This is a genomic window from Embleya sp. L77, assembly GCF_055557415.1.
Map to the genome: position 1 here is coordinate 1,692,402 of NZ_CM145710.1, position 25,057 is coordinate 1,717,458.

Here is a 25,057-nt window from a genome sequence, read left to right on the forward strand (position 1 = left end):
CCTCGGGCCGCCCACCGCCCGACCGGACGCAGGGCATTCTTGATCGCGGCGCGGGCAGCCGTGCTCCTCGGCTTCGTGCTGTCCTTCCTCGTCCTGCAAAGCGGCCACCCCAGCATGGCCGTGGACAAATATGACAAATCTTGCGTCTGGTTTCCGGACAATGCCGCAGGATCGAAGTGGACCTTCTACTGCCCGGGCGAAGATTCCTCCGCCAAGGACGAAACCGGCTCGTGGAACGGTTTCCAGCTCATCGGCGGCGACTCGGCCAAGGCGAAGGAAGACCTGGATAAATGGCGCAAGAACGAACTCAACCTCACCGGTAAGGCTTTGGAGGCGGCCGGCGGTCTCGGCAACGAGCCCAAAACACTGGAGGAGCCCCAGAACCGATCCTTCATGCTGGACGGTGCCGAGAAAGCGCAGAGCCCGTGCGTCCTGATGGACGGAAAGCACGGCGGGGCCAACGAGAAGCGCGAGGTCAAGTGCGTCGAGGTACGGCAAATGCTGGAGAAGAAGCAGCACCCGTGCACAATGGCACCGCCCCAATCCCGCCCGCTGTGCATCCAGCAACACCTGTCCTGGTCCGACTACGCGAAGCCGGCCGCCGGTGACCTGCCGTCGTGCGACACCACCTCGAAGACCTCGGTCTGCCCCGACAACAACGTGGTCGCGCAGAACGCGAAAGGTGAGGACAGCAAGTTCCTGAACGAACCCATCACGTTCATTCGGGATCAGAGCAAGAACGCGGTGCGCACGACGTTGTTGTGGTGGATCAAGGCACCGGATCCCTTGATCAGCGAAACCGACAAGACGGACTGCGACGACGGCACCGGCAAGTACACGGACCGCACGAAACCGTATCCGTGCAGCAGGAACACCACCGACTTCCTGACCCGGCACACGAACCCGTTCACCTACTTCCTCGCGCTGGCCTGCGTCATATTCGCCGGCTTCAAACTCGCCTACACGCGCGACGCAAGCTCGGTGAAGGACGTCATCAAGGGCACGATCACTCTCGTCCTGGTCACCGGCAGTGCGATCTTCCTGGTCAATGTCGCCGTCCGGGCCTGTCAGGGATTCACCGATTGGATCGTCGTCCGAGGACTCAGTCCGGAGACCAACGGCGCGGCCAACACGGACCGCGCACTCCAGGAGGCCGCGGACAGATTCGCGCAGAGTCTGGAGGGGTTCGATTCCATCGTGCTCTTCCTGCTGGCCGCGTTGATCATCATCTCGTCCAACATGGTCCAGTACTTCTACATGACGGCCCGCCTGTTCTTCGTGATCGTGCTGACCGGGACACTCCCACTGACCGCCGCGGCCACCTCGACCGCGGCCGGCAGAAATCTGTTCCAGCGGCACATCTCGTATCTGATCGCGTTCATCTTCGTGAAGCCCGCATCGATGATCATCTTCGTCGCGGGCGCCCGACTCTGGGCACCGCCGGGATACCAGGGTCTGGACTACAGCGATCAGTTCCGCGGCTTGTTCGTGCTCGCACTGGTCACCTTGGTCGGTCCCGCGACCGTCCGGGTCGTCTTCGCCATGACCGGTCCGGCGGCCGGATCCAACGCGGCGAACATCGGTGCGGCGGGCGCCGTCCTGACAGTCGGCGCGAGGAGCGTCGGAGCCGCATCGAACCTGGTGCGACACCGGAACCAAGGGGGCAACAACTGATGAGTAACGTCACCAGCCACGACGTTCGCACGTATGGAAACTGGCAGAAGCCGATCTCGCCCGGGCTGGGTCGCCTCGGCTTCATCGGCACCGTGGCCGGCATCGGTGGTCTGCTGCTGGTCATCCTGGTGATGATGATCTCGTTCGTCGCCGCCCTCGTCGTGGGCGTGCTCATCGCCCTCGCCCTGCTGCCGATGGTCATGCGCGACAAGCACGGTCGCAACGGTTTCCAATGGGCCGCCGCCCGGGTCTCGTGGAGCGCGGGCAAGGCCCAGGGAGCCCACCTGTACCGATCGGGCCCGCTAGGTCGGCTCCTGCTCGGCACCTGCAAGTTGCCCGGCCTCGCCGCCGCCTCCAAGCTCTTCGAGGCGCACGACGCGTACGGCCGACCGTTCGCCCTCGTCACCATCCCCGCGACCAATCACCACACCGTCGTCCTCACCTGCAGCGCCGACGGCGCCTCCCTCGTCGATCCCGACCAGGTGGACACGTGGGTCGCCTACTGGGGCCTGTGGTTGTCCCAGATCGGCCACGAGCCGGGTCTGGTGGCTGCCTCGGTCACGATCGAGGCCGCACCCGACACGGGTGAGCGACTGCGCGGCGAAATCGACGGCAACGTGGTGGCCGAGGCGCCTTCGCTCGCCAAGCAGGTGCTGGAGGAAGTGAGCGAGGCGTACGGACAGGGATCGGCCCAGATGTCGACGCGGGTGGCACTCACCTACTCGGGGGCCGCGCGAGGAGCACGGGCACGTCGCAACGCCGAGGAAATGGCGGTCGATCTGGGCATGCGGCTCCCCGGACTGTGCAGCAGCCTGCAGATGACCGGGGCCGGACCGGCCCGGCCGATGACGGGTCGGGAGCTGACCGAACTGGTCCGGGTCGCCTACGACCCGAGCGTGGCCACCTTCATCGATCAGGCCCGTTCCGAGCGTACGAGCGATCTGCGCTGGGACGACGCCGGCCCGACGGCCACCGAGGAATCGTGGGGCCACTACCGGCACGACAGCGCCTTCTCGGTCACGTGGGCGATGTCGGAGGCGCCGCGCGGCGAGGTGTACTCGAGTGTGCTGACCCGACTGGTGTCCCCGCACCCGGACATCATGCGCAAGCGGGTGACCCTGCTGTATCGACCGCACGATCCCGCGACGTCGGCTCGACTGGTGGAACGCGACCGCAAGGACGCCATGTTCAAGGCGAAGCAGTCCAAGGTCGCCAATGCCCGCGACTCGATCGCGGTCCAGGCCGCCGAGCAGGCCGCCCGCGAAGAGGCCACCGGCGCGGGACTCGTGCGGTTCGCCATGCTGATCACCGCCACCGTCAACGACGCCGCCGACATCAAGCTCGCGGCATCCGCGGTGGACAACCTCACTGCCTCGTCCCGGATTCTCGTGCGCCGCGTCTACGGCTCACAGGCCTCCGCGTTCGCGGCGGCGCTCCCGTTGGGGCTGGTCCTGCCCAACCACCTCAAGCTCCCGCAGGTTCTGCGTGAAGCGGCGTAACCCGTCGGATCCCCGGAACACGCGCTTCGGACAAGGGAGTCGAGCCCGTTGACGAACAACACTTCGGTCGATCACAACACCACCTTCGGCGCGTCGGCGCCCTTCGCGGCACCGCCCGCGCCCGACAAGCCGCGCAAACGTTGGGGACGCAAGGCGAAGCAGTCCGCCGACGCCGCCGGCAAGCAGCCTCGGCCGCAGATTCGACGGCCGGGGCCCAGGGGTTTTCGCGGTTGGGGTCAGGGCGCACCCGCGTACGTCGAGACCCCGCCGGAGTGGCGGGGCACGACGGTGCAGGTCTGCGGCCTCTGGCCGTTCGGCGCGGGCTCGGGCACGCCCGGCGTCGGCGTACCGCTGGGCCGGTCCCTGGCCGGTGGCGCCACGGTGTGCTGCGACCCGATCAGTTGGTTCACGCGTGCCAACCTGTTGCTGAACCCCAGTGAATTCGTGCTCGGCAAGCCGGGACTGGGCAAGTCCACGATCGTGCGCAGGCAGGCTCTGGGGCTCGCCGGGTACGGCGTCAATCCGGTCGTCTTCGGTGACCTCAAGCCCGACTACGTGGATCTGATCGAAGCCCTCGACGGTCAGGTCATCACGCTGGGACGCGGGCGCGGCTATCTCAACGTGCTCGACCCCGGAGAGGTGACCGAGGCAGCCGCACGGCTCCCGCTCAAAGCACGGCAGGCCCTGCTGGCGGAGGCGCACGGCAGGCGGTTGAACGCGGTGGCCTCGCTGGTCACCGTCCTGCGCGGGCACCCGCCGACGGACCGCGAGGAGAGCATCCTCAACGCCGCGCTGACGGTCCTGCACGACCGACACGACGGCGTCCCGGTCATGGCGGATCTGGTGCGGTTGTTGCGGGACGCGCCCGACCCGGTCCGTGCGGTGGCACTGGATCGCGGTGATCTCGCCCGCTACCGGGACATCACCGAGGGCCTGGAGGCGTCCCTGGTCGGTCTGCTCGGCGGCGGGCGGCTGGGCGAACTCTTCGCGCACCCCACCACCGAGGCCATGCACCACGACCGCCCGGTGTGCTTCGACGTCAGCAGCATCGACGACTCCGAGGGCCAACTTCAGGCCGCGGCCCTGCTGGCCTGCTGGAGCTACGGGTTCGGCGCCATCTCGGTCGCCCAGGCCCTGGCCGACGCCGGACTGGAGCCGCAGCGGCACTACTTCGTGATCCTGGACGAGTTGTGGCGTGTCCTGCGCGCCGGACGCGGGCTGGTCGACCGGGTCGACGCGTTGACCCGACTCAACCGCCAACGCGGCGTCGGCATGGCGATGATCACGCACACCATGTCGGACCTGCTGGCGCTACCCGCCGAAGAGGACCGGATGAAGGCCAAGGGCTTCGTCGAGCGGGCCGGCATGGTCATCTGCGGCGGTCTGCCGGCCGCGGAGATGCCGCAGTTGACCGAGGTCGTGAGCATGACCGAGTCCGAGCAGCAGATCATCACCGACTGGTCCACTCCCCCCTCCTGGGACAGCGAGACGGGCACCGACTCGGCTCCTCCCGGGCGTGGGAAGTTCATGGTCAAGGTGGGCGGGCGCCCCGGTATACCCGTGCAGGTCGAGCTCACGCCGTCCGAGCTGCGCATCAACGACACGAACCGCAAATGGACGACGTGACATGACGAGGCGAGATACGGGCTTCGGTCGAACGCGGGCGGGCGCGGTCCCGGGTCGGATTCTGCTGGTCGTCGCGGCCGTGATTCTTTTTTTCCTGACCGGCGGAACTCCCGCAGGAGCGGACGAATCGGATTATCCACCGGCCAACTGCCTCCAGATACCTCGCGATCTCCAGGGCGTCGTCTTCAAGGTCTATTGTCCGGGCAAGGCAGCGCGCGAATATTCCAACGACGTGAGCGGCTGCGACGGAGGCCCCAGCAGTCCTTCGTATGTCAATCGGGACGGCGTTCCGGACCTGACGAACTTCTGCAAATACAATGTTCGCAAAGAACTGAAGGACTGGCTGCTCAACGACAAGCACAAGACCGCCGGACACGTGGATCCGAGCAACATTCGGGACAACCCGTGCGATGCCCTCCCCGAGAAATACAAAACCGGCTGCCCGGACATCCGCAAGTCCAAGTTCCAGGACCTGTCCACCCATCCCTGCATGCTGAAGAACGCATCGGGGGCCGACTACCTGGAGCCCGAACAGCAGAGCAAGTGTCTGGGCGACAACTCGTGGTTCCAGAACGGAATCAAATCACCACCCCGTGGCGACAAGAATTCGTACAACACCCAGGACTACTCGGGTCCGTCCGAGGTGATGGACCCGCTCATGGAGGGCGCCGGCTGGGTGGCCTGGGCCTGCCTGGTGGGCTGCTTCTTCAGCGCGTTCTGGTGTCTTTTCCAATTCGTCGGCGCGCGCCGCAGCGGCGGGGAGATGGCGCACGGGGTGGTCTATGTGTTCATCGGCACCCTGATCGTCGGCAGCGCATCCAGCATCACTCAGTTCGTCCTCATCTAGGGATGTTCCGGCGCCGGCAGGCCCCACGAATGCCAGAAAGGAGGTTCTCCACGTGAGTTCCACCAACAAAAAGCGCGGCCCCAATCCGTACGGCGACATGTACATGATCCTCGCCGTCGTGGGCGTGCTCATGGCCGTCACCGGGGCGATGTGGGTCGGCGCCATGGCCACCCGCGCCGAGACCGACCTCAAGCCACCGCCACCACCCGTCATCCTGCTCGGACTGGTGCTGGACAAGTACACCTGGCCGGGAACCGGCGCCACCGTCATCGCCGTCGCGCTGTGCGTGGTCATGGCCGCGGCGGCCGGCGGCGCGACCTACCTCGTGATCGTCTACCAACGCGGCCTGCTCGACATCGATCGGGCGATTCCCTACCTGGCCAAGCCCCGTGATCTCCGGGCCTCCACCACCAAGGGCGTGCGGGCGAAGGCGGACGAGTTCGGTCTGGATCCGACCGAAGTGCCCGGACTGTACATCGGCAAGACCGTGCGCCACGGCGTCGACGTGTGGGGCTCGTGGGAGGACATGCACGTCGACATCTGGGGGCCGCGTACCGGGAAGACGACCTCGAGGGCAATTCCCAACATCGTCGCGGCGCCCGGTGCGGTGGTCGTCACCTCCAACAAGCGCGACATCGTCGACGCGACACGCGGCTCGCGGGCCCGGCGCGGCAAGGTGTGGGTGTTCGACCCGCAGAACCAGGCGGGCGCCAAACCCACGTGGTACTGGGATCCGCTGTCCTACGTGGGCAGCAGCATCACGCTGGCGGTCAAGATGGCGGGCCGGTTCTCGTCCATCAACCGACCCGCCCACTCGCGCAGCGACGCATACTTCGAGCCGGCGGCGGAAGACCTGATCGCGCATCTGTTGCTGGCCGCGTCCATCAGTGGGAAGCCCATCTCGCAGATCTTCACCTGGCTCACCCGCCCCACCGACGACACCCCCGAGCGTATTCTGCGCGAGCACGGCCACATCCCCTCGGCGGACGCGGTGGACTCGGTGATCACCGCGCCGGATCGGCAACGGGCCGGTGTCTACGGCACGGCCGCCCAGATCGTCTCCTTCCTCGTCGCGCCGACGGTGACCGCGTGGATCGAACCGGGGAACGAGCCGAACCGTCCGGCCTTCGACTACAAGGCGTTCGTCCGCGGTGGCGACACGCTCTACATGCTGTCCGAAGAGACGAACAAGATGGCCGCGCCCCTGGTGACGGCCTTCACCGCGGCGATCGCCGAGGAGGCCGAGAACACCGGACGGGACTGTCCGGGCGGCCGGTTGCCGATCCCGATGCTCTTCGTGCTGGACGAGGCGGCGAACGTCTGCCCGTGGAAGGCACTGCCGGACAAGTACTCGCACTTCGGTTCACGCGGCATCGTGATGATGACCATGCTCCAGTCCTGGGCCCAGGGGGCCGCGGCTTGGGGTGACGGAGGGATGGCGAAACTGTGGGGCGCGGCCAACGTGCGCGTCTACGGAGGCGGCGTCCTGGACACCAAATTCCTCGGCGACCTCTCGGCCGCCTCCGGCATCTTCGAGCCGGGCACCACCAGTTACACCCGCAAGTCGACCGACTTCTTCGAGAGCAACGTGAACAAGGCGTCGCGCTCCGAGGCCGTGCTCGACGTGGCGGACCTGACGTCGATGCCGCGCGGTCGTGCCTTCGTGCAATTCAGCGGGACGAAACCGGCGCTGATCCGCACGATTCCCTGGTGGGAAACCGAGTACGCCGAGGAGATTCGGCAATCGATCGCCACGTTCGACCCGAGCGCCCAGGCGCCGATGACACTCAAGAAGGTCTCATGAGCGATCCTCGCGAACACGAACCGCTCGTCTATCGGGGCGACGTGGACGACTCCGCGCCCGAGGCCGAGCCGGCGCCGCGGACCGATCCGGCGCCCGAGCCGGAGCCGGAGAAGCTGTTCTTTCCGTCGGTGGACGTGTTCGTCGCCGAGTACCTGGCACCGTTGTTGCGGCGTCGGCTCAACCGGTCGTTGGCCGTGTGGTGCCCGAGTTGGTGGGCTCATCCGGAGGCCGTCGCCCGGTTGACCAGCCTGTGGCGGGCCTTCGAATACCTGCGCCGGAACCCGGCTCTGGGCGTTTCGATCTGGTGGACCCATCATGCCGATCCGCACCTGCGCGTCCTGATGGATCCCGACGTCGGCCCGTTCGCGGTATGCGACCCCAGGGACGGTCACTCGAGCAGCCCGTTGCCACCACTGCCGCTGACGCCCGTTCCTCCGGGGCTGCTGGACCACCCCGGATTCCGGGTCGAGGCATCGATCTTCGAGTACATGCGGGATACCGCGGCCGACGCCGGCGAGCGGGAACGGCCGACCGGTTATCCCAAGGACAAGGTTCTGAACAAGAACATGGGTTTCTGATCCAGGAGGAGAGGCGGCGGCCATGGCCGACGAAACCGGTGTCGACGACATCGCGGGAGCGTTCTACAAGCTCATCGGGGAGACGATGCAAAGGGCGGAGCAGACGCTCGACGTGGTCGGTGCCCAGGTGCAGCTCGGCGATTTCCTGCCGGGCCTGGACATTGCCGCGAAGGTGGCCAAGGGAGTGGCGACCGGTCGGTAGTCGGTGGGTCGGTCGGCGTCGAGGCACGGGGGCGGGGAAAGGCGATGCAGAAAAAGAAATCGAGGCTCGGGCTGCTGCTGCTCCTGCCTTTCGGCGGGTTCCTGGTCTTCATCGTCGTGATGACGGCTCTCATCGCCGCCACCAATCCGCTCAACCTGCTGAAGAATCCACTGTCCAACATCGCCTTCAACGTGAACGCCGTTCCCGCCCAATTCAGGTCGTTCGTGGCGGAGACCGGAAAGGTGTGCCCCGAGGTGACCCCCACGGTCGTCGCCGCGCAGATCGACCAGGAGAGCGGCTGGCGGCCGTCCATCGTGAGTCCGGCGGGCGCGGTCGGTCTGAGCCAATTCATGCCCGGGACGTGGAAGACGTGGGGCGGAGGAGCCCCGCAGACCGATCCGAGAGCCAACATCATGGCTCAGGAGCGCTACGACTGCCATCTCGCCGGTGAGGTCCGGAAGATGCAGGCGGGCAAGTACGGCACGTGCGTGATGGTGATGCACGGGAAGGTCTACACCAAGCCCGGGCCGAAGGCCGGTGAGATGCGCGGCGAGGTCTTCGACCTGATGCTCGCGTCGTACAACGCGGGTCCCGGTGCCGTCTGCTATTACCGGGGTATTCCGCCGTGGGACGAGACCGAGGGATACGTCCCCGGGATCAAGAAGATCATGAGCAAGTATTCGGCGCCACAGGCCGTGAGTGCCGTCTACATGGGCAACGACAAGACTCTCGGTGGACGTGCCGTCAACCTCGCCAGAGGGTCGATCGGCAAGTATCCGTACTCCTGGGGCGGCGGGACCTTCACCGGACCGAGCGAGGGCTTCGCCCAGGGGGCCGGAATCGTGGGCTTCGACTGCTCCGGCTTCGTGCGCTATCTCTTCCACCAAGCCTCCGGCGGGGCGTTGAAGCTGCCGCGCACCGCGGGCGAACAGGCCCGCGTGGGCCAACGGATCCTCTCCTCGGCCGGCCCGCCGAGCAAGGCCGAGGAGGCCAAGATGCTGCCGGGCGATGTCATCTTCTTCACCAGCCCGGGCGGCTCCATCGGCACCGGAGCCACCCACCACACCGCTCTGTACGTCGGAAACGGGATGACCATCAATGCGCTCAAGACCGGCACCGTCATCAGGGAGGACCCCTTCTCCCAATTTTCCCGGCGGGACGTGTGGACGGTCCAGCGCTATGCCGTCGTCACGACCGCTCAGGCCTGAGATGCGCGGACCCCTCGCGGTGCTCGCGTCGCTGACGATCGCCGCCACCCTCGCCGGATGCGGCCTGGGCGACGGCGGGGGCCGGGAGAACGCTCGACCCACGGGACAGCCTGCCCCCACCCGAGGACCCGTCACGACGGCCGAGGCGAGCCCGACCTACCCGCAACCCTCGACTCCCAGCTCGCCGTTGCCGGCACTGGTCGGGCGGACGGGCACCCCGGCCGCCTCGCTGCCGGCGCCCGACCAGGTCGACGGGCGCAACGCGACCGCCGTCGCCCGAGCCGTGGTGACGACGATGTGGACGGTGGACACCGCCATCGACGCGACCCGGTGGGACGCCGCCCAGCGCGCCGCGCCGTTCCTGACGCCGCGGTACGCGGAGAATCTGCGGTTGAGTCCGCAGGTCGCCGCGCCGGGAGAAACCTGGTCGACCTGGGCCGAGCACAAATCCGTCACCGCCGTGGTCGCCGCACCCGCCGACGACCTGGGCAAGCCGGAGGACACGGAGACCTCGGCCTTCCACGCGTTCAGCCTGACCGTCACGCCCACGGGTCGGGACGGCTGGCGCGGACCGGCCGTGACCACCACCGTGTTCGTCTCCTTGGAGCGCGCATCGGCTGCTCAGCCGTGGCGGGTGTCCTCGGTCCGGGCCATCGACTGAAACCGGGTGGAATGCCCGCCTGCGGTGCGCCCGTGCACAGCGGTCGCGCGCCGTCGGTATCGGCTTGCCCAGTCGAGGCCCGCGAAGGTTGTCGGCCCGAAATCGACCGCCTAGCGTCGGCAGGGAATTCGACGGCGCTCCGGCGCCGATCTCGGACATCAAGCACAGCGCAGGAGTACACCTTGGCCTCTCGGCGTTTCCTGAGACGCCGCCGGGCGCTGTCGACGCTCGCCTCGATGCTTGTGACCCTCGGCGCGGCAACCGGCTGCACGGCGATGGGCGGTGGGCAATCCCCGGCCGGGGAGCGCAATCCCCTGGCGGCGCCGCCGGTCGCCGCCTCCGCGCTGTCGGTGCCGCCGACCTTCGACGGCAAGCGGGGTTGGCGCAACGAGGTGACCGACCGCGCCTACGCGCTCGCGCCGCGCGCGGGTTTCCTGCTCGATGTGTACGCCGGAAGCGACGAGTTCGGGGCAGAACCGGAATCCTCGGCGAGCGACGTACCCGGCGACGCCGAGAACGCGTCGGCCCCGGTGTCCACGGCGGACCCCACGGCCGCGAAGCAGAAGCCGAACGGAACCGTCCTGATCGCCCGCAGCGCGGACAAGGGCGCCGTGGTCTGGTCGTCCGCCCCGCTGCGGAAGTTGTCGATCGAACGGGCTCCGCAGTTGCGGGTGATCAACACCGCCCAGGGCGAGTTCGCGGTCCTGGTGCGCTTCGGCGTGGTCCCTGGAAGCGGCCTCGTCCGCTCTCGGCGGCTCACCGTGGTGGACACCTTCCCGGTCGCATCCTCGGGCAACACCGTGCCGCCGACGCAACATCTGGAGCGCGAGACCCCCGGCGAATTCGGCGGCTCGGGCATCTCGATCGACGACGGCGGGGTGCTGTTCCTGGGTGATCGGGTGGAAGACACCGCGGAGGACTACATCGAGGTCGGACCGGCGACGTTGTGGAATCCGACGACCGGTGCGAGCAGCACCGTGCCGGCGGGAGAGTCCCGGCGGTCGGAGGTGTGCGAACAGGACGCCGTCGACGGTTGCACCGTGCGGGACGTGCCCGTCTCCACCATCGCGGCCGGGGTGCTGACCGCCGAGACACCGGCCCGCCCCTGGGGCCGATTCGCTCTCGTCGGCGGTTGGAGCAGTTCCCGGATCGGTCCCGACGGGCGCACCCGCGGCACGCTGTTGGGCACCCTGCCGGGGGCGATGCTCGTCGCCTGGGCCGGTCCGGACGGCCAACCCACGCTGTACGCCGTGCACGATCCCGCCTCGGGCGCGGTCCAGTTCTCCGGACGATGTCCCGCCCCCGGCGGTGGGGACTTCGACCCGCAGGGGCTGCGTTCGCTCTTCGACGCCTCTCCCGGCGGGCGCTACGTCGTGGCGGGTTCGTTGGCGCTCGACCTGTCCGCACGCACCCTGGCCTGCCTGGCCGGCGACCACGACCATCGTGGCGTCGAACTCGGCGCGGTGGGTGACGACGGCGTCGCCTTCGGCTCGTTGCTCGCCGACGGCCGGGTCCCTCGGGAAGGTGAGGAGGAGACGGCCGCCAGGGAGCCCGCGCTCGTGCGTGTGGCCACGCGCAGGATCGATCCGCTTCCCGCAGGAACCGCGATCCCGGACCGGCTCACCGCCTCGGGCGCGGGGTTGTTCACGCTGTCCGTCCCAAGCGAGGAGGACACCACCGCGGCGGCGGAGATCGCGATGTATCCGGCCGCACCGGGTTCGCCCGCGAGCGCCGCGCCATCGAGGTGAACCCCTTCCCCATCCACCGCACCCGTGGCCGGTTGTCCCACCGGGAACCGGTCGGCACGTCTTTCGCAACATCCGAAGAACGCGTCGACGTTCACGCCGGCCGGCTTCGGCCGCGTACTCGCCACCCAAGGATCGTGGACCGGTCCGTGTTCCAGGGAGAAGCCCCATGTCCCAGCGCTCCGCGCCCGACTCGCCGGCCTCGTCGTCGGCCGAGGAACCCGATCCCGAGCGGCGCTCCGGCGCGCCGCACGGAAGCCGGCTGTCCCGCATACCCGGCCTGTCCCGCCTGCGCCTGAACCGCAACCGTCCGACCGCGATCGTCGCGATCGGCGCGGCCGTCTCCGTCGTCGCCGCCTCGGTGGTCGTCGGCATCGGCGCGGCGGGGGCCGACTCCGACCTCTCGGACGTCGGCGCGTGGCTGCCCAGCGGCGGAAAGAATCTGGTCGTCCACGTCAACGGTCTGACCGGGCGTGTGGATGCCCGGATCACCCTGCCGGGCGGCCAGGACCCCACCACCTTGCAGGTGAGTACGGACGGCAAGACCGTCCTGGTCCTCAATCAGCGGACCGGGCAGCTCAACCAGATCGACCCCCGCCAACTCACCGTTGCCCAGAGCTCACCCGACGGAACTCCCAACCAGGACATCGCCACCGGCGGCGGGAACGCGTGGCGCATCACCCCCGGCAAGGGGGAGGTGCAGCGCATCGACCCGCGACCCACCACCGACGCGGCCAACGCGCTCGGCTCGTTCGCCACGATCGGCCCGCCGATCGTGTTCCAGGACGCCCAGGGGGCGCCGATCCCGCTGGGCAGGACCCAGGCGGACGCCGACGGCACCCTGTGGGTGCCGCTGTCGGCCACCGGCGAGGTGGTACCGGTGCGCGGCTCCGACCGGGGGGCGCCGATCAAGGTCGCCGAGCCCGGGCACCAGCTCTTGTTGACTCTGGTCAAGGCCGCGCCTCCGTCGAACGAGGGCGGGCAGAAATCGGGCGCGGACCGGGTGTTGGTCACCGACGTGAGCGCCGGCAAGGCCATGACCCTGTCCCAGACCGCCGTCGCGAGCACCTTCAAGCTGCCGACGGACGCGACCAAGGGCGCACCGGACAAATTCCTGGTGCCGGGCGTCAACGAGGGGGCGATCGTGCCCTTCCTGGCCTCGGACACCGGTTCGTTGATCCTCGTGGACATCAACAGCGGCTCCGTCCAGGCGACGCCGATCCAGACCGGGAAGCACACCTACGGAAGCCCGTCGGTGCTGGGCGCGAAGGTCTACGTGCCGGACCACGACACGGGCGCGCTGCTCGTCTACAACACGGTCCAGGCCAAATTCGAGGAGCCGATCAAGGTCACCGGCGTCAAGGGGAAGCTGGAGACGTACGTCAACAACGGCCTCCTCTGGGTCAACGACCAGAACAACGCGGAGGCGGCCGTCGTCGACGTGCAGGGTCGCATCCACCGGATCGGCAAGGACGGCGAACCGGGTGCGGACGGGGTGCCGGGCGACCAGTCGACCCCGACCCCGAGCAAGGCACCGGGAACCGGTGCGACCACTGCCCCACCGACCACCGCTCCGCCCACGCAACCGCCGTCCGAGGACCAGCAGTTGCCGGGCGGCGGCGAGGCGCCCCCGCAGGACGTGCCGGACGACGATCCGGTCCCGCCGTTCCCGGGTGACGACGCGCCGAAGCCCGTCCCTCGACCGTCGGCGACCGGCGACCCGCAGGCACCCGTGCCGCTGCCCACGGACACCGCGCCGAACGATCCGATCGAGGTGCCCAAGCCGCCGTCCTCGCGGCCGACCACGCCCGGGGCCGGTACGCCCACCGCGTCGGCGACCGGGAGCGCGCCGGCCACGAGCGGGCCGACCGGTACCGCGAGCCCGACCGACACCGGCAAACCCCCCGTCAGCACGACGCCGTCCACACCGACGTCCACACCGCCGTCCACCACCCCGCCCGAGATGAAGGCCCCAGGCACGCCCAAGGCCACGTCGAGCCAGGGCAAGATCACGCTGACCTTCACGCCCTCGGACGGCGCCAAGCCCACCCGCTACACGCTGGGCAATGTGACGGCCGGACTCTCCGTCACCCCCGATTCGATCGGTCCCGGTGGCACCATGAAGTTCACCGTCTCCGGCGGTGAGTGCGGCAAGGAGTACAAGTTCTACGTCAGCGCCGAATACGCCGGCCGCAAGACGATGAACTCGGGTTGGTCCCAGCCCATCCAACCGTGCGTCAAGCCGCCGCAGCCGGCCGGCGTCACGGTCGCCCCGGCAACCGGGGGCCACGGGGCGACGTTGAAGTGGACCGTGCCCAAGGGCACCGACGCCAAGACGACCTATCAGGTCAAGGTCGGCAACCGCGCTCCCGTGACGGTCTCCACGACCACGTATGTCGTCAAGGACCTCAAGAACAGCAACAAGTATCCGGTCACCATCACCGCGAAGAACGCCGCCGGCAGTGGCTCCGCCACCACGACGATCGACCTGACCCCGCCGCCGCGCACGTACAAGGTCGGCCCCAACCGCAGCAACTCGATCGGCATCGGCATCCACGCCGGTCCGCGGATCGACGCCGCCACCCGCAGGGGTGAGATCGGCGCCAACTACACCGGCAACATCACCGTGCAGTGCCAGGTGAAGGGCGAGAACGTGACTCGCACCGCCACCAATGTGCGCAGCGCCATCTGGGACCGGGTCGTCTACACCGGCCCGGGCAAGGACGCCACGGGTTACGTCAGCGACCTGTACATCCGAACCCCCCGGGCCGACCAGGGCACGTTCTCGCCTTCGCTCTGGGAGTGCGAGTAGTCCCGCGGCTTCACCCCTCGTGTGTTCACTCGCGGGTGGCGGGCCTCATCCTCCCGCCACCCGCCGTTCCACCCGTCTGGAGCACCGTGACCCAGCAGCTCGCCACCTCGGTGAACGGCAACCCGCCGGCCGAGGCCACCCGCTTCCACACCGGCGACGCCCTGCGGTTGTTCCGCGAGTGCTTCCGCGCGCTCGGGGACAACATCGAACGGGTCGTCGTCGGCAAGCGCGATGTCGTGGACCTCGCACTGACCGCCCTGTTCGCCGAGGGCCACCTGCTCGTCGAGGACGTGCCCGGCACCGGGAAGACCACCCTGGCCCGGGCCATTTCCGCCTCCATCGACGCGTCGTGGCATCGCATCCAGTTCACCCCGGACCTGTTGCCGTCCGACATCACCGGTGTGTCGATGTTCCGCCAGACGACGAACACCTTCGAATTCCTGCCCGGTCCGGTCTTCGCCCACGTGGTGATCGGCGACGAGATCAACCGTGCCTCGCCCAAGACCCAGTCGGCGATGCTCGAAGTGATGGAGGAGGGCCGGATCACCGTCGACGGGATCACCCACGAGGTCCCGCGTCCGTTCATCGTCATCGCGACGCAGAACCCGGTGGACATGTCCGGGACCTACCCGTTGCCCGAGGCACAGTTGGACCGCTTCCTGATGCGCGTCACCCTCGGCTATCCCGACCTCGCCTCCGAGGTCGCGGTCGCCTCGGGCGCGGGCGGCGGGGCGACGGTCGAGGGTCTTCCGGTGATCGCCACGGCTCGGCACATCGAGGAGTTCGTCCAGGTCGCCCGCCACCATGTGAGCGCGGCCGGGCCGGTCGTCGACTACGCCGTGCGCCTTGCCCGCGCCACCCGCGAGAGCGCGCACACCAGGCTGGGCGCCGGCCCGCGCGGCAGCGTCGCCCTGGTGCGGGCGGCGCGCGTCCGCGCGGCCTCGCAGGAGCGCGGCCACATCCTGCCCGAGGACGTCAAGGTGCTGGCCCGCCCGATCCTGACGCACCGTCTGCTCCTCGCCCCGGACGCCGAACTCGGCGGTGTCACGGCCGCCGACGTGCTCGACGAGATCCTGGATCGGGTGCCGGCTCCGCAGCCGACCGCCACGAAGGGCCACGCTTGATGCTCTCCACCGGCGGTCGCGGAATGCTCGCGGTGGGTGCGGCCCTGTGTGGAGTGGGCTGGGGACTGGGATACGGCGAGGCCCGGGTGCTCGGGATCGCCGCGCTGGCCGCCGTGGCGCTCGCCCTGGCCTGGACGGCGCCCCGGCCCTCGGTCCGGGCCCGACGTACGGTCGTACCCGTCAAGGTCGCGCGCGGCGATGCCGCGCACGCGGTCGTGGTGCTCGTCAACACCGGGACCCGGCCACTGCGCGGCCTGCGTGCCCAGGACCACGTCGCCGGCGAGGCGGTCTATCCGGCCACGCTGCCGGTGGTGCCCCCGGGGGCGGAGGTCAGTGCCCGCTACCCGTTGCCCACCCACGTGCGCGGGCCGGTCGCGGTCGGTCCCATGTCGTTGGTGCGCAGCGACCCGTTCGGCCTGAGTCGGCGAACGCGCGAACACGGCTCGGTCGAGACCCTGTTGGTCCGCCCGCGCACCGTCCCGTTGCCGGTGCTGCCCGCCGGCCGCACCCACCATCTGGAAGGGCCCACTTCGGACACGGCCGAGGACGGGACGCTGACCTTCCACTCGCTGCGCGAGTACACCCTCGGCGACGATCTGCGGCGCGTGCATTGGCGTTCCACCGCGCGTACCGGGGTGATGATGGTCCGGCGGATGATCGACGTGAGCCTGCCCGCGACCACGACCGTGCTGGACACCGCGCCCGGCTCGTACACCGGCAGGCCGCCGTGGTCGACAGCGACCGAGACGTTCGAGACGGCGGTCGAGGTGGCCGCGTCGGTGGCCGCCGCCGTGGCCGGGAAGAACTTCCCGCTGCGGGTATTCACCGGCGCCGGGCCACTGACCAACGAGCGTGATCGCGAACCCGGTTCGGGCCGACTGCTCGATCTGTTCGCGGTGGTCGAGGCCGACGCGTCGCACTCGTTGCGGGACACGTTCGACATCCTGGAGCGAGGTCGCGACAGTGACACGCTCGTGGTGGTCACCGGCGTCGAGTCGGCCTCCGCGCTGGAGGCGCTGGGACGGGTAACCCGCCGCTTCGATCGGGTGATCCTGGTCCGGGTCGCCGCACCCGGTGGGCCGCCGCCGCCCGCCCTGCCCCTGCCCACGCAGGTGACCAGGCTGCTGGTCACCGACCTGGAGGAACTGGCCCGCGCGTGGCACCGCGAGGCGATGCGATGAGCGGCCCCGGCATTCACCGTCGCGGGTGGTCGTTGGTCGCCACCACCCTGGCCGCACTGTGCGTGGGCCTGGCGTTCCGGCGGGTCTTCGAAGCCCGCGAGGTGTTGCTCGTCACGGGTCTGTCCGCGATCGTACCCACCCTCGTGGTGGCCGCCTGCTCCGGTGGCCCGAAGCGTTTCGTGACCGATGCGGAACGGGCCCGCGCGACCAGGCCGTTGTGGCCCTCGGTGGTCCTGTCCGCGCTGGCCTGGCTGCTCGTCGTGTCCGGGACGCTCTTCCGCGATCGTGCGGTGGGATATGTGGTGCCCACCCCCGGCGGGGTGCGCGACATCGGCGCCGCCGTCGTCAACGCGCCCAAGTCGATCCTGACCACCGTGCTGCCCGCTCCCCCCGACGGCGAACTGCTCGTCCTGGTGTCGGTGTGCGTGTGGGTCGCGGCCTTCGCGTCGGCCGAGCTCGCGCTGCGCACCGCCACCGTGTCCCTGCCCGCCCTGCCCGCGCTGCTCGCCGTCGTGGTCCCAGTCGTGCTGGGCGTCGGCGGGCCCGGTTCCAATGTCGCGGTGATGGTCGCCCTGATCGGTGCCATCGGATTGTTGCTGCTGATCCGGGCGCCCCAACGGCGACCCGCGATGGGTACGGCGCTGGTCGGTGCGCCGATCGTGGTCGCGTTGGCGTGCGTGGCCGGCCTGCTCGGTCCCGATCTGCCCGGTACGCGCGACCGGCGTCCTCCCGATCTGCGCGACCTGGTCGAACCGCCGCCTCCGCAACGGTTGACCGGCATCAGTCCGCTGGATCGCATCTCCGCGTGGCTGATGTCCCCCGACCAGCCGATGTTCAGCGTGGACGGTCCCAGTGCGCCCGACCGCTACTGGCGTCTGACGGTGCTCGATCGCTACGACGGGTCGAGCTGGTATCCGGTGCGGGACCTGCGCGCCACCGCCGGCCGGGTGCCGGACTCGCCCGACGGCCGGCCGGCCGTCCTGGCCTCGGTGGTCGATCACGTGACCCTGCGCGACCTGGGCGACATCTGGCTGCCCACGAGCGATCGTCCCACCGGGGTGGACGCACCGAATCTGCGGTTGCGGGTCGATCCGGACAGCGGCGTGATCGCGAGTGGTTCGGGCCTGCGCTCAGGTACGCGGTATCGGATCGACGCGCGCCTTCCCGCGCTGGATCCGGACCGCCTGCAGTACCTGCCGGCGGCACACGATCCGGCGAACACGGTCCTGCCCGAAAGTGATGCGGCGGGACGACCGATCCCGGCCCTGGAGGCGCTCCGGGCGAAGGCCGCCCTGGCCACCTCGGGCAGCACGTTTCCCTATCAGCAGGCGCTGCGCCTGGCCCAGTGGTTGCGCGCCAACCACCGCTACGACATCTCGGCGGTCCCCGGACACTCGTACCGCAACCTCCAGTTCTTCCTGGAGACCTCCAAGGAGGGCACGTCGGAGCAATTCGCCACCGCCTTCGCGGTGATGGCGCGCACGCTCAACCTGCCCGCCCGAGTGGTCGTCGGCTTCTCGGCCGGACGCGAGGGTGCGAACGGGGTGCGCGAGGTGCGCAGCGGTGACGTACTCGCATGGCCGGAGGTCGAGTTCGAGGGCGTCGGCTGGGTGCCCTTCTTCCCCACCCCGGGGCAGGCCACGGACACGGGTGCGCGCAAGCAGGCCCCGGAACAGAAGGCGCCCGCGAACAGCACGCCGGCCAAGCCGATCACCCGAGCGGAGAAGGATCGCGAGATCGCCGGTCAGTCCCGGTCCGGGCCCGCGCCCGACCCCGAGACTCCGCGATCCGCGCACCGGGCGCGCACCCGCTGGGAGTTGTACGCCGCGGTGGGCGTGGGCGTGGGCGTCGTGGGATACCTGGTGTCGGCCTGGCTCGGCCCGGTCCTGGCCCGGCGGCGGCGCCGTCGCCGGGGAGGACCGCGGGAGCAGGTCATCGGCGCCTGGCGACAGATCGGCGATGACCTGGTGGGCGCCGGGATGCGCACGAGTGCATCGCTGACGGTCGGCGATGTCGCCGAGTACGGGGCGACCCGACTGCCGAGCGAGGCGGCCGATCGGCTGCCCGAACTCGCCGCCCTGGTCAACGACATCGCCTATGGCGATCGCACGATCGACCAGGCGGACGCGGATGCCGCGTGGCGGGATCGGGCGATCGTGGCGGGCGCCGTCCGGCGACTCGACGGGCGGCCCCGCGCGCACGTCCGGGCCGGTCACAGGATGCGCCCGAGTTCGGTGGCGCTGGTATTCCGATCGCCCGACAGGGGACGAGAGTGAGCTCAGACGTGACCATCGACCGACGCGGCACCTCGAACTCGGCGGACCCGAACCGGGACGACCCGTCCGGCAGCGGACCCGCGTTGCACGAACCGAGGTGGTGGCCGTACGTCCGCGACATCGCGCCGACACCGCCGGCGGAGGCGGACGCGGGGTCGGGGTCGGCGGGGCTCGCAACCGCGGGTGGCGTCACGGCGGCGGAAGTGGACGCAGGCCACACGCAGTTCCTGCCCGCGGTCGAGGCGATCGGCGGCGAGCCGCGGCAGTCGGTGCCCGACGCGGACAACGCCGCGTCGATCCCGGCCCCTCCCTCGGGCCCTCCCTTGCCACCTCGCAATCCGCCTCCGGCGCGCGAGCCGGAGCCCGAGCGCGAGAAGCCCTCGTCGCCGGCGGAAGAACCCTCCACGCGCGGGGATGAGATGACGTACGCGCCGCTGGCGCGGGCGATGGACCCCAAGGCCGAGCAGCACCACCCGATGCCCGCCGCCGAAGCGTCGCCGGCCGCCGCCACGGAACCGGCCGCTGCGACCGAACCGAACGGCGGCACCGAATCGGACGGCGGCACCGAGCCGGAATCCCGCGCCACTGTCGAGGCGCCGGCGATGCCGGAACCGGCCGAGAAGTTCGGCTGGGACTTCCGCCAGGTCTCGACCGAGTCGGCGGAGGACTGGTTCCCCGCGCCCAAACGCCGTCCGCGCTGGGTCGTGTTCGTGATCGCCGGCCTGGTCGTGATGGTGATCGCCTCGGCCTGCATCCTGGTCCTCGCCGGCCGCAAGGAGCAACCCGTGGCGCAACCCACCACCGCGGCCCCGGTGCCGGCGACCGTGATGGCACCGGACGCGGCCGCGCCGTACCGCCCCCAGGGGGTCTCGGTGAAGTCGTTCGAGGGGCGGCTGCTGGTCTTCTGGAAGCCGCCGCAACGCACCGACCTGATCGTCGGGTATCTCGTCGTCGCGCAGAGCCGGGACGGTGCCGTGCAGAAGACCGAGGTGCCGCGGGCCGGCGAATTGACCGCGGTGTTGGCCGGCGCGCCGGTCGGCCCGAACTCGTGCGTCGTGGTCACGACACTCGTCAGCGGTACGCCGAGCATGATGATGTCCCGCTCGGACCCGGTGTGCCCGCGAGCCTCGGCGACCCGATCCGAGCCGCCGACGACCGCCGATTCCGCCGACCCGAGCGAACCGGGAGCCTCCGGTGAGTGACAACGCCGCCGTCCCCGCGTGGCCCGTCGTCCTGATCACGTTGAGCGCGGACCGAACCCTGGAGATCGATGGGCTGTCCGTCCCGGTCGATCCCGGCCGCGACCCCAGGGACGTGGCCCTGGCGGTCGCCGCGGAAACCGCGCGCAGTCTCGGCCGCCCGGTACGTGTACAGGCCGTCGAGCCGGACGGCACGACCTTCCCGCTGATCGTCGACCCGCAGGGCAACGTCGCCCAGGCCGGGGATCCGGTGCCCGCCAAGCCCGCTCGGCGCGGCCGGGGCTTGCGCCGCGGACGATCCGAGGCATCGCCGAGGCCGGATCGTCCGCACTCGGGCACGCAGCGGCCCGGCGAGGTCCGGGGCGGCCCGGCGCACTCGCCGACCTACGACCAACCGGGACACTCGCCGACGTACGAACAGCCCGCGCACTCGCCGATCTACGAGCAACCGGCACACTCGCCGACGTACGAACAGCCCGCGCACTCGCCGGCGTACGAACAGCCGGGACGCTCGCCCGCCTACGAACCACCGACACCTTCACCGACGTCCGAACAACCCGCACCTTCGCCGACGTCCGAACAACCGGTGTACGAACCGCAGACGCTGCCCGATCCGCCGACCGACGACGGGCCGCCGGCCGGGCCTTCGCCGACGGCCGCGCAGGCACACGCTCTGGCGGTGATGGCGCGCGCGCTGGACCGGGGCGAGCCGGACCGGGCGCTGATCGTCGCCAAGACCATGGCGAGGGCAGCCTCACAGTCGGGTGACATCGGCACCGTCGTGGCCACGCAGGAGATCTACGCCTACGTCGCCGTGTTGGCCGACCGACTGGAACTGGCGGCCCGGCTCTACGCCGACGCACTCGCCCTGTGCGACTCGCACCCGGTGGATCGAGACGGCTGGCGGGACCGGTTGGCCGAGAACGCCGATCGGTGTCGGGCGCACGTGGATCTCGACCGCGGGGCACGGGCTTGACCGGCCCGCGCCCCGCGCCGGCTCAGGATCGCGCAGCGGTGTGCCGCTCGGTCGGTGCGTCGATCGCGCCGAGTGCGCCCGTCTTCAGGGCGAGCCACAGGTCGACCTGGGTGGCGGGACAACCGATCAGCCCCGTGCCCAGGCGTTCCTCGATCCGGACCAGGCGCTTGCGCACTCCCGGCGCGGAGATCGCCAGGGCCGCGGCGGTCGGCTCGATGCGTGCGTCGCAGTCCAGCCAGGTGCGCAGGGTCTCCACGTCGTGGGACCGCGACCCGAGCGGGCCGACCCGTTCCTGGGCCCAGGCCCGAACCCGGGGCATGGCCAGCAGATCGTCGACGGTCACGGCCTCCTCGGCCTCGTCGGCCGAACCGGCCTCCGCCGCGCCTGGCCGGCCGGCGGCGTCCTGCCCCGATCCGGGGTGCAGCGCCAGGATCCGCAACGCCAGGGACAGTTCGGCGCGCACGGCCAGCGCATCCAGATCCACCTCCAGGAGCGCGGCCACGGTCTTCAAACGCGCGATCAAGGTGTTGCGGTGCACGTGCAGCCTGCGGGAGGCCCGTCCCCCCAGGCGCAGCCAGGTCTCCAGGGTGGTGGTCAACTCGTCGGCCCCCGGATCGGCGCGCCGGGTCGGCCGATACGTGCGCAACGGCGCGAGCCGCCGCCGTGCCCAGGCCGCGCCGGCGCGGCCGATCAACTCCTCCGGTGTCGCGTGTTCGCCGAAGGCGACCACCCGATCCGTACCGACCGGAGCTCGCGACAGCGCCTGGGCGGCCTGCTCGTACGCCACCGAGGTGCATTCGAGTGCGAACGCGTCGCCGACTCCGACGAGGACGTCGACGAACTCCCGGGCCAGTCGATCGGCCACCCGATGAGCCGCCTCGGGTCGCTGCTCCCGGGCGTCGCGACACTCCGACGTCGTGGGCGCCCTCCCCTCCACGGGGATGAGCAACACCAGGCAATCGGACCAGGTCAGGTCCGGCGCCCATCGGATGCCGGCGCCGGCCAGCCCTTGCACCGCGCGCTCGATGCCCCGGCGTCGCTCTTCGGGGAACCGGACCACGAGCACGCTCACCACGTCGGGAAGCGGGGAGCCCATGGCCAGCGCGACGTCCCTGGCCGTCGCGGTATGACCGGCGCTCAGCAGTCGCAGCACCGCCTGCCGACTGCGCGCGCCCGCCTCGGCGATCCGGGCGCGCTCCGCGGCCGTTCGCTCTGCGCTCCAGGCCCAACCGAGCACGGGTACCGCATCGGCGAGCAGGCCTTCGGTGCGGTCGAGGGCGGCGGCGCGGCCGACGACGTGCAGTGTCCCCTCGGGTGCGTCCCGCTCGCCCATCGGTCCCAGGGCGAAGGTGTGGCCGGTCTCGCCGCGTTCGCCCACGTCGCGCGTCGCAGGCCGGCCGGTGGGCCCGAACGCCTCGTGCTGCACGGCCCCTTCGCGGTCCACGATGCGCATGTGCGCGCCGGTGCGATGGGCGAGCCAGCGCAGCAGATCGCGGGTCCCGTTCGGGCCGGCCGCCAGCCGTTGTGCGGTGAGCAGGTCGCGAACGCGCCGCTCCGCCGCGTGCTCGCCGTCGGCGTCCGGATGAAACGGGTCGCCGTACAGATCCTGGCGGGCGTCGGCGAGCGGGGTGGCCCGCTCGGGACGCCCCTCGGCGAGGCCGGGACAACTCGTCCGGCTCCGGTGGAGGACCTGGCCCTTCTCCACATACGTCGCGCTCATTACCGCCCCCGTTCGTCCGGCCGATCACGGAGCGGGCATGCGTCGGGTGGACCGTCCGGGACCGATGTGTCGCCCGAAGCATGACCCGCGCCGGATAAGGCACATTGCTCGGATTTTCAACCGCCCGCGGAACTCGGATAAGGTCGAGTGCGTTATCCAGCTCGGGTATACCTGCGGGTAACATAGGCTTCGCTATTTTTACCTGCACGATCGCGTGGAATTCACCGTGAGCAAATTCGGTCGAGACTGTTTCGTAATGTCTCCCGGGCGCCGAAGGGCTGCGGCGGCGTGCCGCCCCGCTCGGCCCGGACGAGGCTCCTCGCCCGGCGGCATCCCGGGTGTCGCCCGGGGAAGGACGGGCAGGACGGCCGATCGCCCGCCCGCGCCCAGCTCCCCGGCCGCGATGCGGCGGGTGCCGTTCTCCGCCGGTCACGGACCGCGCATATCACGTCACGCGCGCACGCTCTCGGCACGCTCTCGGATATGCAATTCCACTCACACACCGTGCCGTCGCGAATGCGCCGCGGAAATGGTCGGCCCGATACGGTCGATATCGATGATTCCGTGCGGGCGCCGTCGCCGAGAACGGGGGCTACCGGTGCGTATACCCGAGACGGTTCAGCGACTCGACCTTGCCGCACACCGATACGCGGCGAGAATCTACCCGCCGGACTCCGTCATCGGACGGGTCGCCGCATCCCACCCAGTTCGGGGAGCCTTTCAGTGCAACGAAGCCCTATCGGTTCGCTCGCCGCCGGCCTGGGGGTGGGCGCCCTGGCGCTCGTCGGGCCGATCCTGGTCGCCGGATCCGCGCACGCGGCCGACGACGCCAAGAACACCTGCGGGTCGACCCGCGTCGAATGGTCGATCGACGGCGGAAAGAAGTGGTCCTCGGCGGGTCTGCTGGGCGCGCTCGCCACCAAGGTGAGCGTGCGCATCGTGGGCGAGGTACCCAAGTCGTGCTCGTACAAGGTCTCGCTCGCCGCCTACAGCGCGGACGGGCCCACCTGGAAGACCTCGGGCACCCAGCGCTATCTCGGCTCCAAGACCGTGACCCTCGGTCGTGACCACAAGAGCGCCGTACTCGACATCTCCAAGCACGCGCCGCCCTGCTTCGGCCAGATCGACCTGTACGGCAACGACAAGGTCTTCGACGGCAAGGCCAACCCGCTGCCGCACTATCCCGACGCCAAGTATCCGCTCGACCTGATCGCCGGTTGGAACGGCGGCAAGGCGTGCGCCCCACCGACGACCAAGCCGCCCACGACCGCACCGCCCACCACGACGCCACCCACCAGCGCACCTCCGACGACCGCCGCTCCCACGACGGCGCCGCCCACGACCGCCGCTCCCACCACCGCACCGCCGACCACCGCAGCGCCGACCACCGCGCCGCCGACGACCACGCCCGAGGCCACGCCGTCGGACGAGCAACGGCCGCCCGCCCCCGCCGCGAACGTACCCGGCCTGGCCCGGACCGGCGCGAGCAGCGGCCTCGGCCGCATCGCCGGCGCCTCCGCGGCCGTCCTGGTCGCCGGCGTTGGCGCCCTGCTGCTGGTGCGCCGCCGACCGAACAACTCTCGCTGATAGCAATCCTGTTCGTCCCGCCGCGGCAGCGTCGGGTGCCACCGGCGGGGCCGGATTCGGGTCGGACCCGGCCCCGCCGCGTCGGTCTCGGGGGTGTGCGGACGGCGAGAACGGCGAGGTCGGGCAAAACACGACGGAAACGACGACCGAGCGCCGACCCGGCTACGGGTCGGCGCTCGGTCGTCGTGACGGGTTCGGACGTGCGGTGTGCGGTGCGGTCGGGAATGGCTCGGCTCCGTCAAGGCGGCCCGGGTGGACACGGCGCGACTCATCCACCCGGGCCGCCATGGTGGGTACGGATCCGGGCGGGGATGGAACCCCGGTTCCGTACCGGTACC

General features: G+C 70.2%; 18 protein-coding genes. 17 read left to right on the forward strand and 1 reads right to left on the reverse strand.

All coding sequences use genetic code 11. The features are described 5' to 3' along the window. The first annotated feature begins 39 nt into the window (after positions 1-39). The 16 genes from ACZOOI_RS37305 (at position 40) to ACZOOI_RS37380 (ending at position 21,412) form a co-directional block, all read left to right on the forward strand. Positions 40-1,674 carry a hypothetical protein gene (locus tag ACZOOI_RS37305; protein WP_391584238.1) on the forward strand — a complete coding sequence of 545 codons (1,635 nt, stop codon included), beginning with the start codon at positions 40-42 and terminating at the stop codon, positions 1,672-1,674. Further along, positions 1,674-3,173, forward strand: coding sequence for an SCO6880 family protein (locus ACZOOI_RS37310; RefSeq protein WP_391584239.1), 1,500 nt, complete (start codon positions 1,674-1,676; stop codon positions 3,171-3,173). The genes ACZOOI_RS37305 and ACZOOI_RS37310 overlap by 1 nt, the downstream gene beginning before the upstream one ends. A gap of 48 nt (positions 3,174-3,221) precedes the next feature. Next, positions 3,222-4,799 carry an ATP/GTP-binding protein gene (locus ACZOOI_RS37315; RefSeq protein ID WP_465284001.1) on the forward strand — a complete coding sequence of 526 codons (1,578 nt, stop codon included), beginning with the start codon at positions 3,222-3,224 and terminating at the stop codon, positions 4,797-4,799. A 1-nt stretch (position 4,800) separates the two neighbouring features. After that, positions 4,801-5,646, forward strand: a complete 846-nt coding sequence (locus ACZOOI_RS37320) for a hypothetical protein (protein WP_465284002.1) — start codon at positions 4,801-4,803, stop codon at positions 5,644-5,646. A gap of 52 nt (positions 5,647-5,698) precedes the next feature. Continuing rightward, positions 5,699-7,450 carry a type IV secretory system conjugative DNA transfer family protein gene (locus ACZOOI_RS37325; RefSeq protein ID WP_465284003.1) on the forward strand — a complete coding sequence of 584 codons (1,752 nt, stop codon included), beginning with the start codon at positions 5,699-5,701 and terminating at the stop codon, positions 7,448-7,450. Next, a complete protein-coding gene (locus tag ACZOOI_RS37330; protein WP_465284004.1) occupies positions 7,447-8,028 on the forward strand; it encodes a DUF4913 domain-containing protein in 582 nt (193 codons plus the stop codon). The genes ACZOOI_RS37325 and ACZOOI_RS37330 overlap by 4 nt, the downstream gene beginning before the upstream one ends. Before the next feature lie 22 nt (positions 8,029-8,050). After that, the gene (locus ACZOOI_RS37335) at positions 8,051-8,230 is read left to right on the forward strand and encodes a hypothetical protein (protein ID WP_465284005.1); all 180 of its coding nucleotides are present in this window, start codon (positions 8,051-8,053) and stop codon (positions 8,228-8,230) included. Positions 8,231-8,274: 44 nt separating this feature from the next. Beyond that, on the forward strand, positions 8,275-9,438 hold the full coding sequence (locus ACZOOI_RS37340; RefSeq protein ID WP_465284006.1) for a lytic transglycosylase domain-containing protein: 1,164 nt from the start codon (positions 8,275-8,277) through the stop codon (positions 9,436-9,438). Between the two features lies 1 nt (position 9,439). Beyond that, a complete protein-coding gene (locus ACZOOI_RS37345) occupies positions 9,440-10,099 on the forward strand; it encodes a hypothetical protein (RefSeq protein ID WP_465284007.1) in 660 nt (219 codons plus the stop codon). 236 nt (positions 10,100-10,335) lie between these two features. Next, the gene (locus tag ACZOOI_RS37350) at positions 10,336-11,847 is read left to right on the forward strand and encodes a hypothetical protein (protein WP_465284008.1); all 1,512 of its coding nucleotides are present in this window, start codon (positions 10,336-10,338) and stop codon (positions 11,845-11,847) included. 166 nt (positions 11,848-12,013) lie between these two features. Further along, positions 12,014-14,656: a fibronectin type III domain-containing protein gene (locus tag ACZOOI_RS37355; RefSeq protein ID WP_465284009.1), complete on the forward strand. Its 2,643-nt coding sequence runs from the start codon at positions 12,014-12,016 to the stop codon at positions 14,654-14,656. Between the two features lie 86 nt (positions 14,657-14,742). Next, positions 14,743-15,780: an AAA family ATPase gene (locus tag ACZOOI_RS37360; RefSeq protein WP_391584249.1), complete on the forward strand. Its 1,038-nt coding sequence runs from the start codon at positions 14,743-14,745 to the stop codon at positions 15,778-15,780. After that, positions 15,780-16,961 carry a DUF58 domain-containing protein gene (locus ACZOOI_RS37365; RefSeq protein WP_465284010.1) on the forward strand — a complete coding sequence of 394 codons (1,182 nt, stop codon included), beginning with the start codon at positions 15,780-15,782 and terminating at the stop codon, positions 16,959-16,961. The genes ACZOOI_RS37360 and ACZOOI_RS37365 overlap by 1 nt, the downstream gene beginning before the upstream one ends. After that, positions 16,958-19,237 (forward strand): transglutaminase TgpA family protein, encoded by a 2,280-nt coding sequence (locus tag ACZOOI_RS37370; RefSeq protein ID WP_465284011.1) that lies wholly within the window; start codon positions 16,958-16,960, stop codon positions 19,235-19,237. Before ACZOOI_RS37365 ends, ACZOOI_RS37370 begins: the two co-directional genes overlap by 4 nt. 8 nt (positions 19,238-19,245) lie before the next feature. Beyond that, on the forward strand, positions 19,246-20,439 hold the full coding sequence (locus tag ACZOOI_RS37375) for a hypothetical protein (protein WP_465284012.1): 1,194 nt from the start codon (positions 19,246-19,248) through the stop codon (positions 20,437-20,439). Next, on the forward strand, positions 20,432-21,412 hold the full coding sequence (locus ACZOOI_RS37380) for a hypothetical protein (RefSeq protein WP_465284013.1): 981 nt from the start codon (positions 20,432-20,434) through the stop codon (positions 21,410-21,412). Before ACZOOI_RS37375 ends, ACZOOI_RS37380 begins: the two co-directional genes overlap by 8 nt. 22 nt (positions 21,413-21,434) lie before the next feature. On the opposite strand, the gene ACZOOI_RS37385 is transcribed toward ACZOOI_RS37380, so the two are convergent. Next, on the reverse strand, positions 21,435-23,132 hold the full coding sequence (locus tag ACZOOI_RS37385) for a helix-turn-helix domain-containing protein (RefSeq protein WP_465284014.1): 1,698 nt from the start codon (positions 23,130-23,132) through the stop codon (positions 21,435-21,437). Between the two features lie 723 nt (positions 23,133-23,855). On the opposite strand from ACZOOI_RS37385, the gene ACZOOI_RS37390 reads away from it, so the two are divergent. After that, positions 23,856-24,719 (forward strand): LAETG motif-containing sortase-dependent surface protein, encoded by an 864-nt coding sequence (locus ACZOOI_RS37390; protein ID WP_465284015.1) that lies wholly within the window; start codon positions 23,856-23,858, stop codon positions 24,717-24,719. Positions 24,720-25,057: the final 338 nt, after the last annotated feature.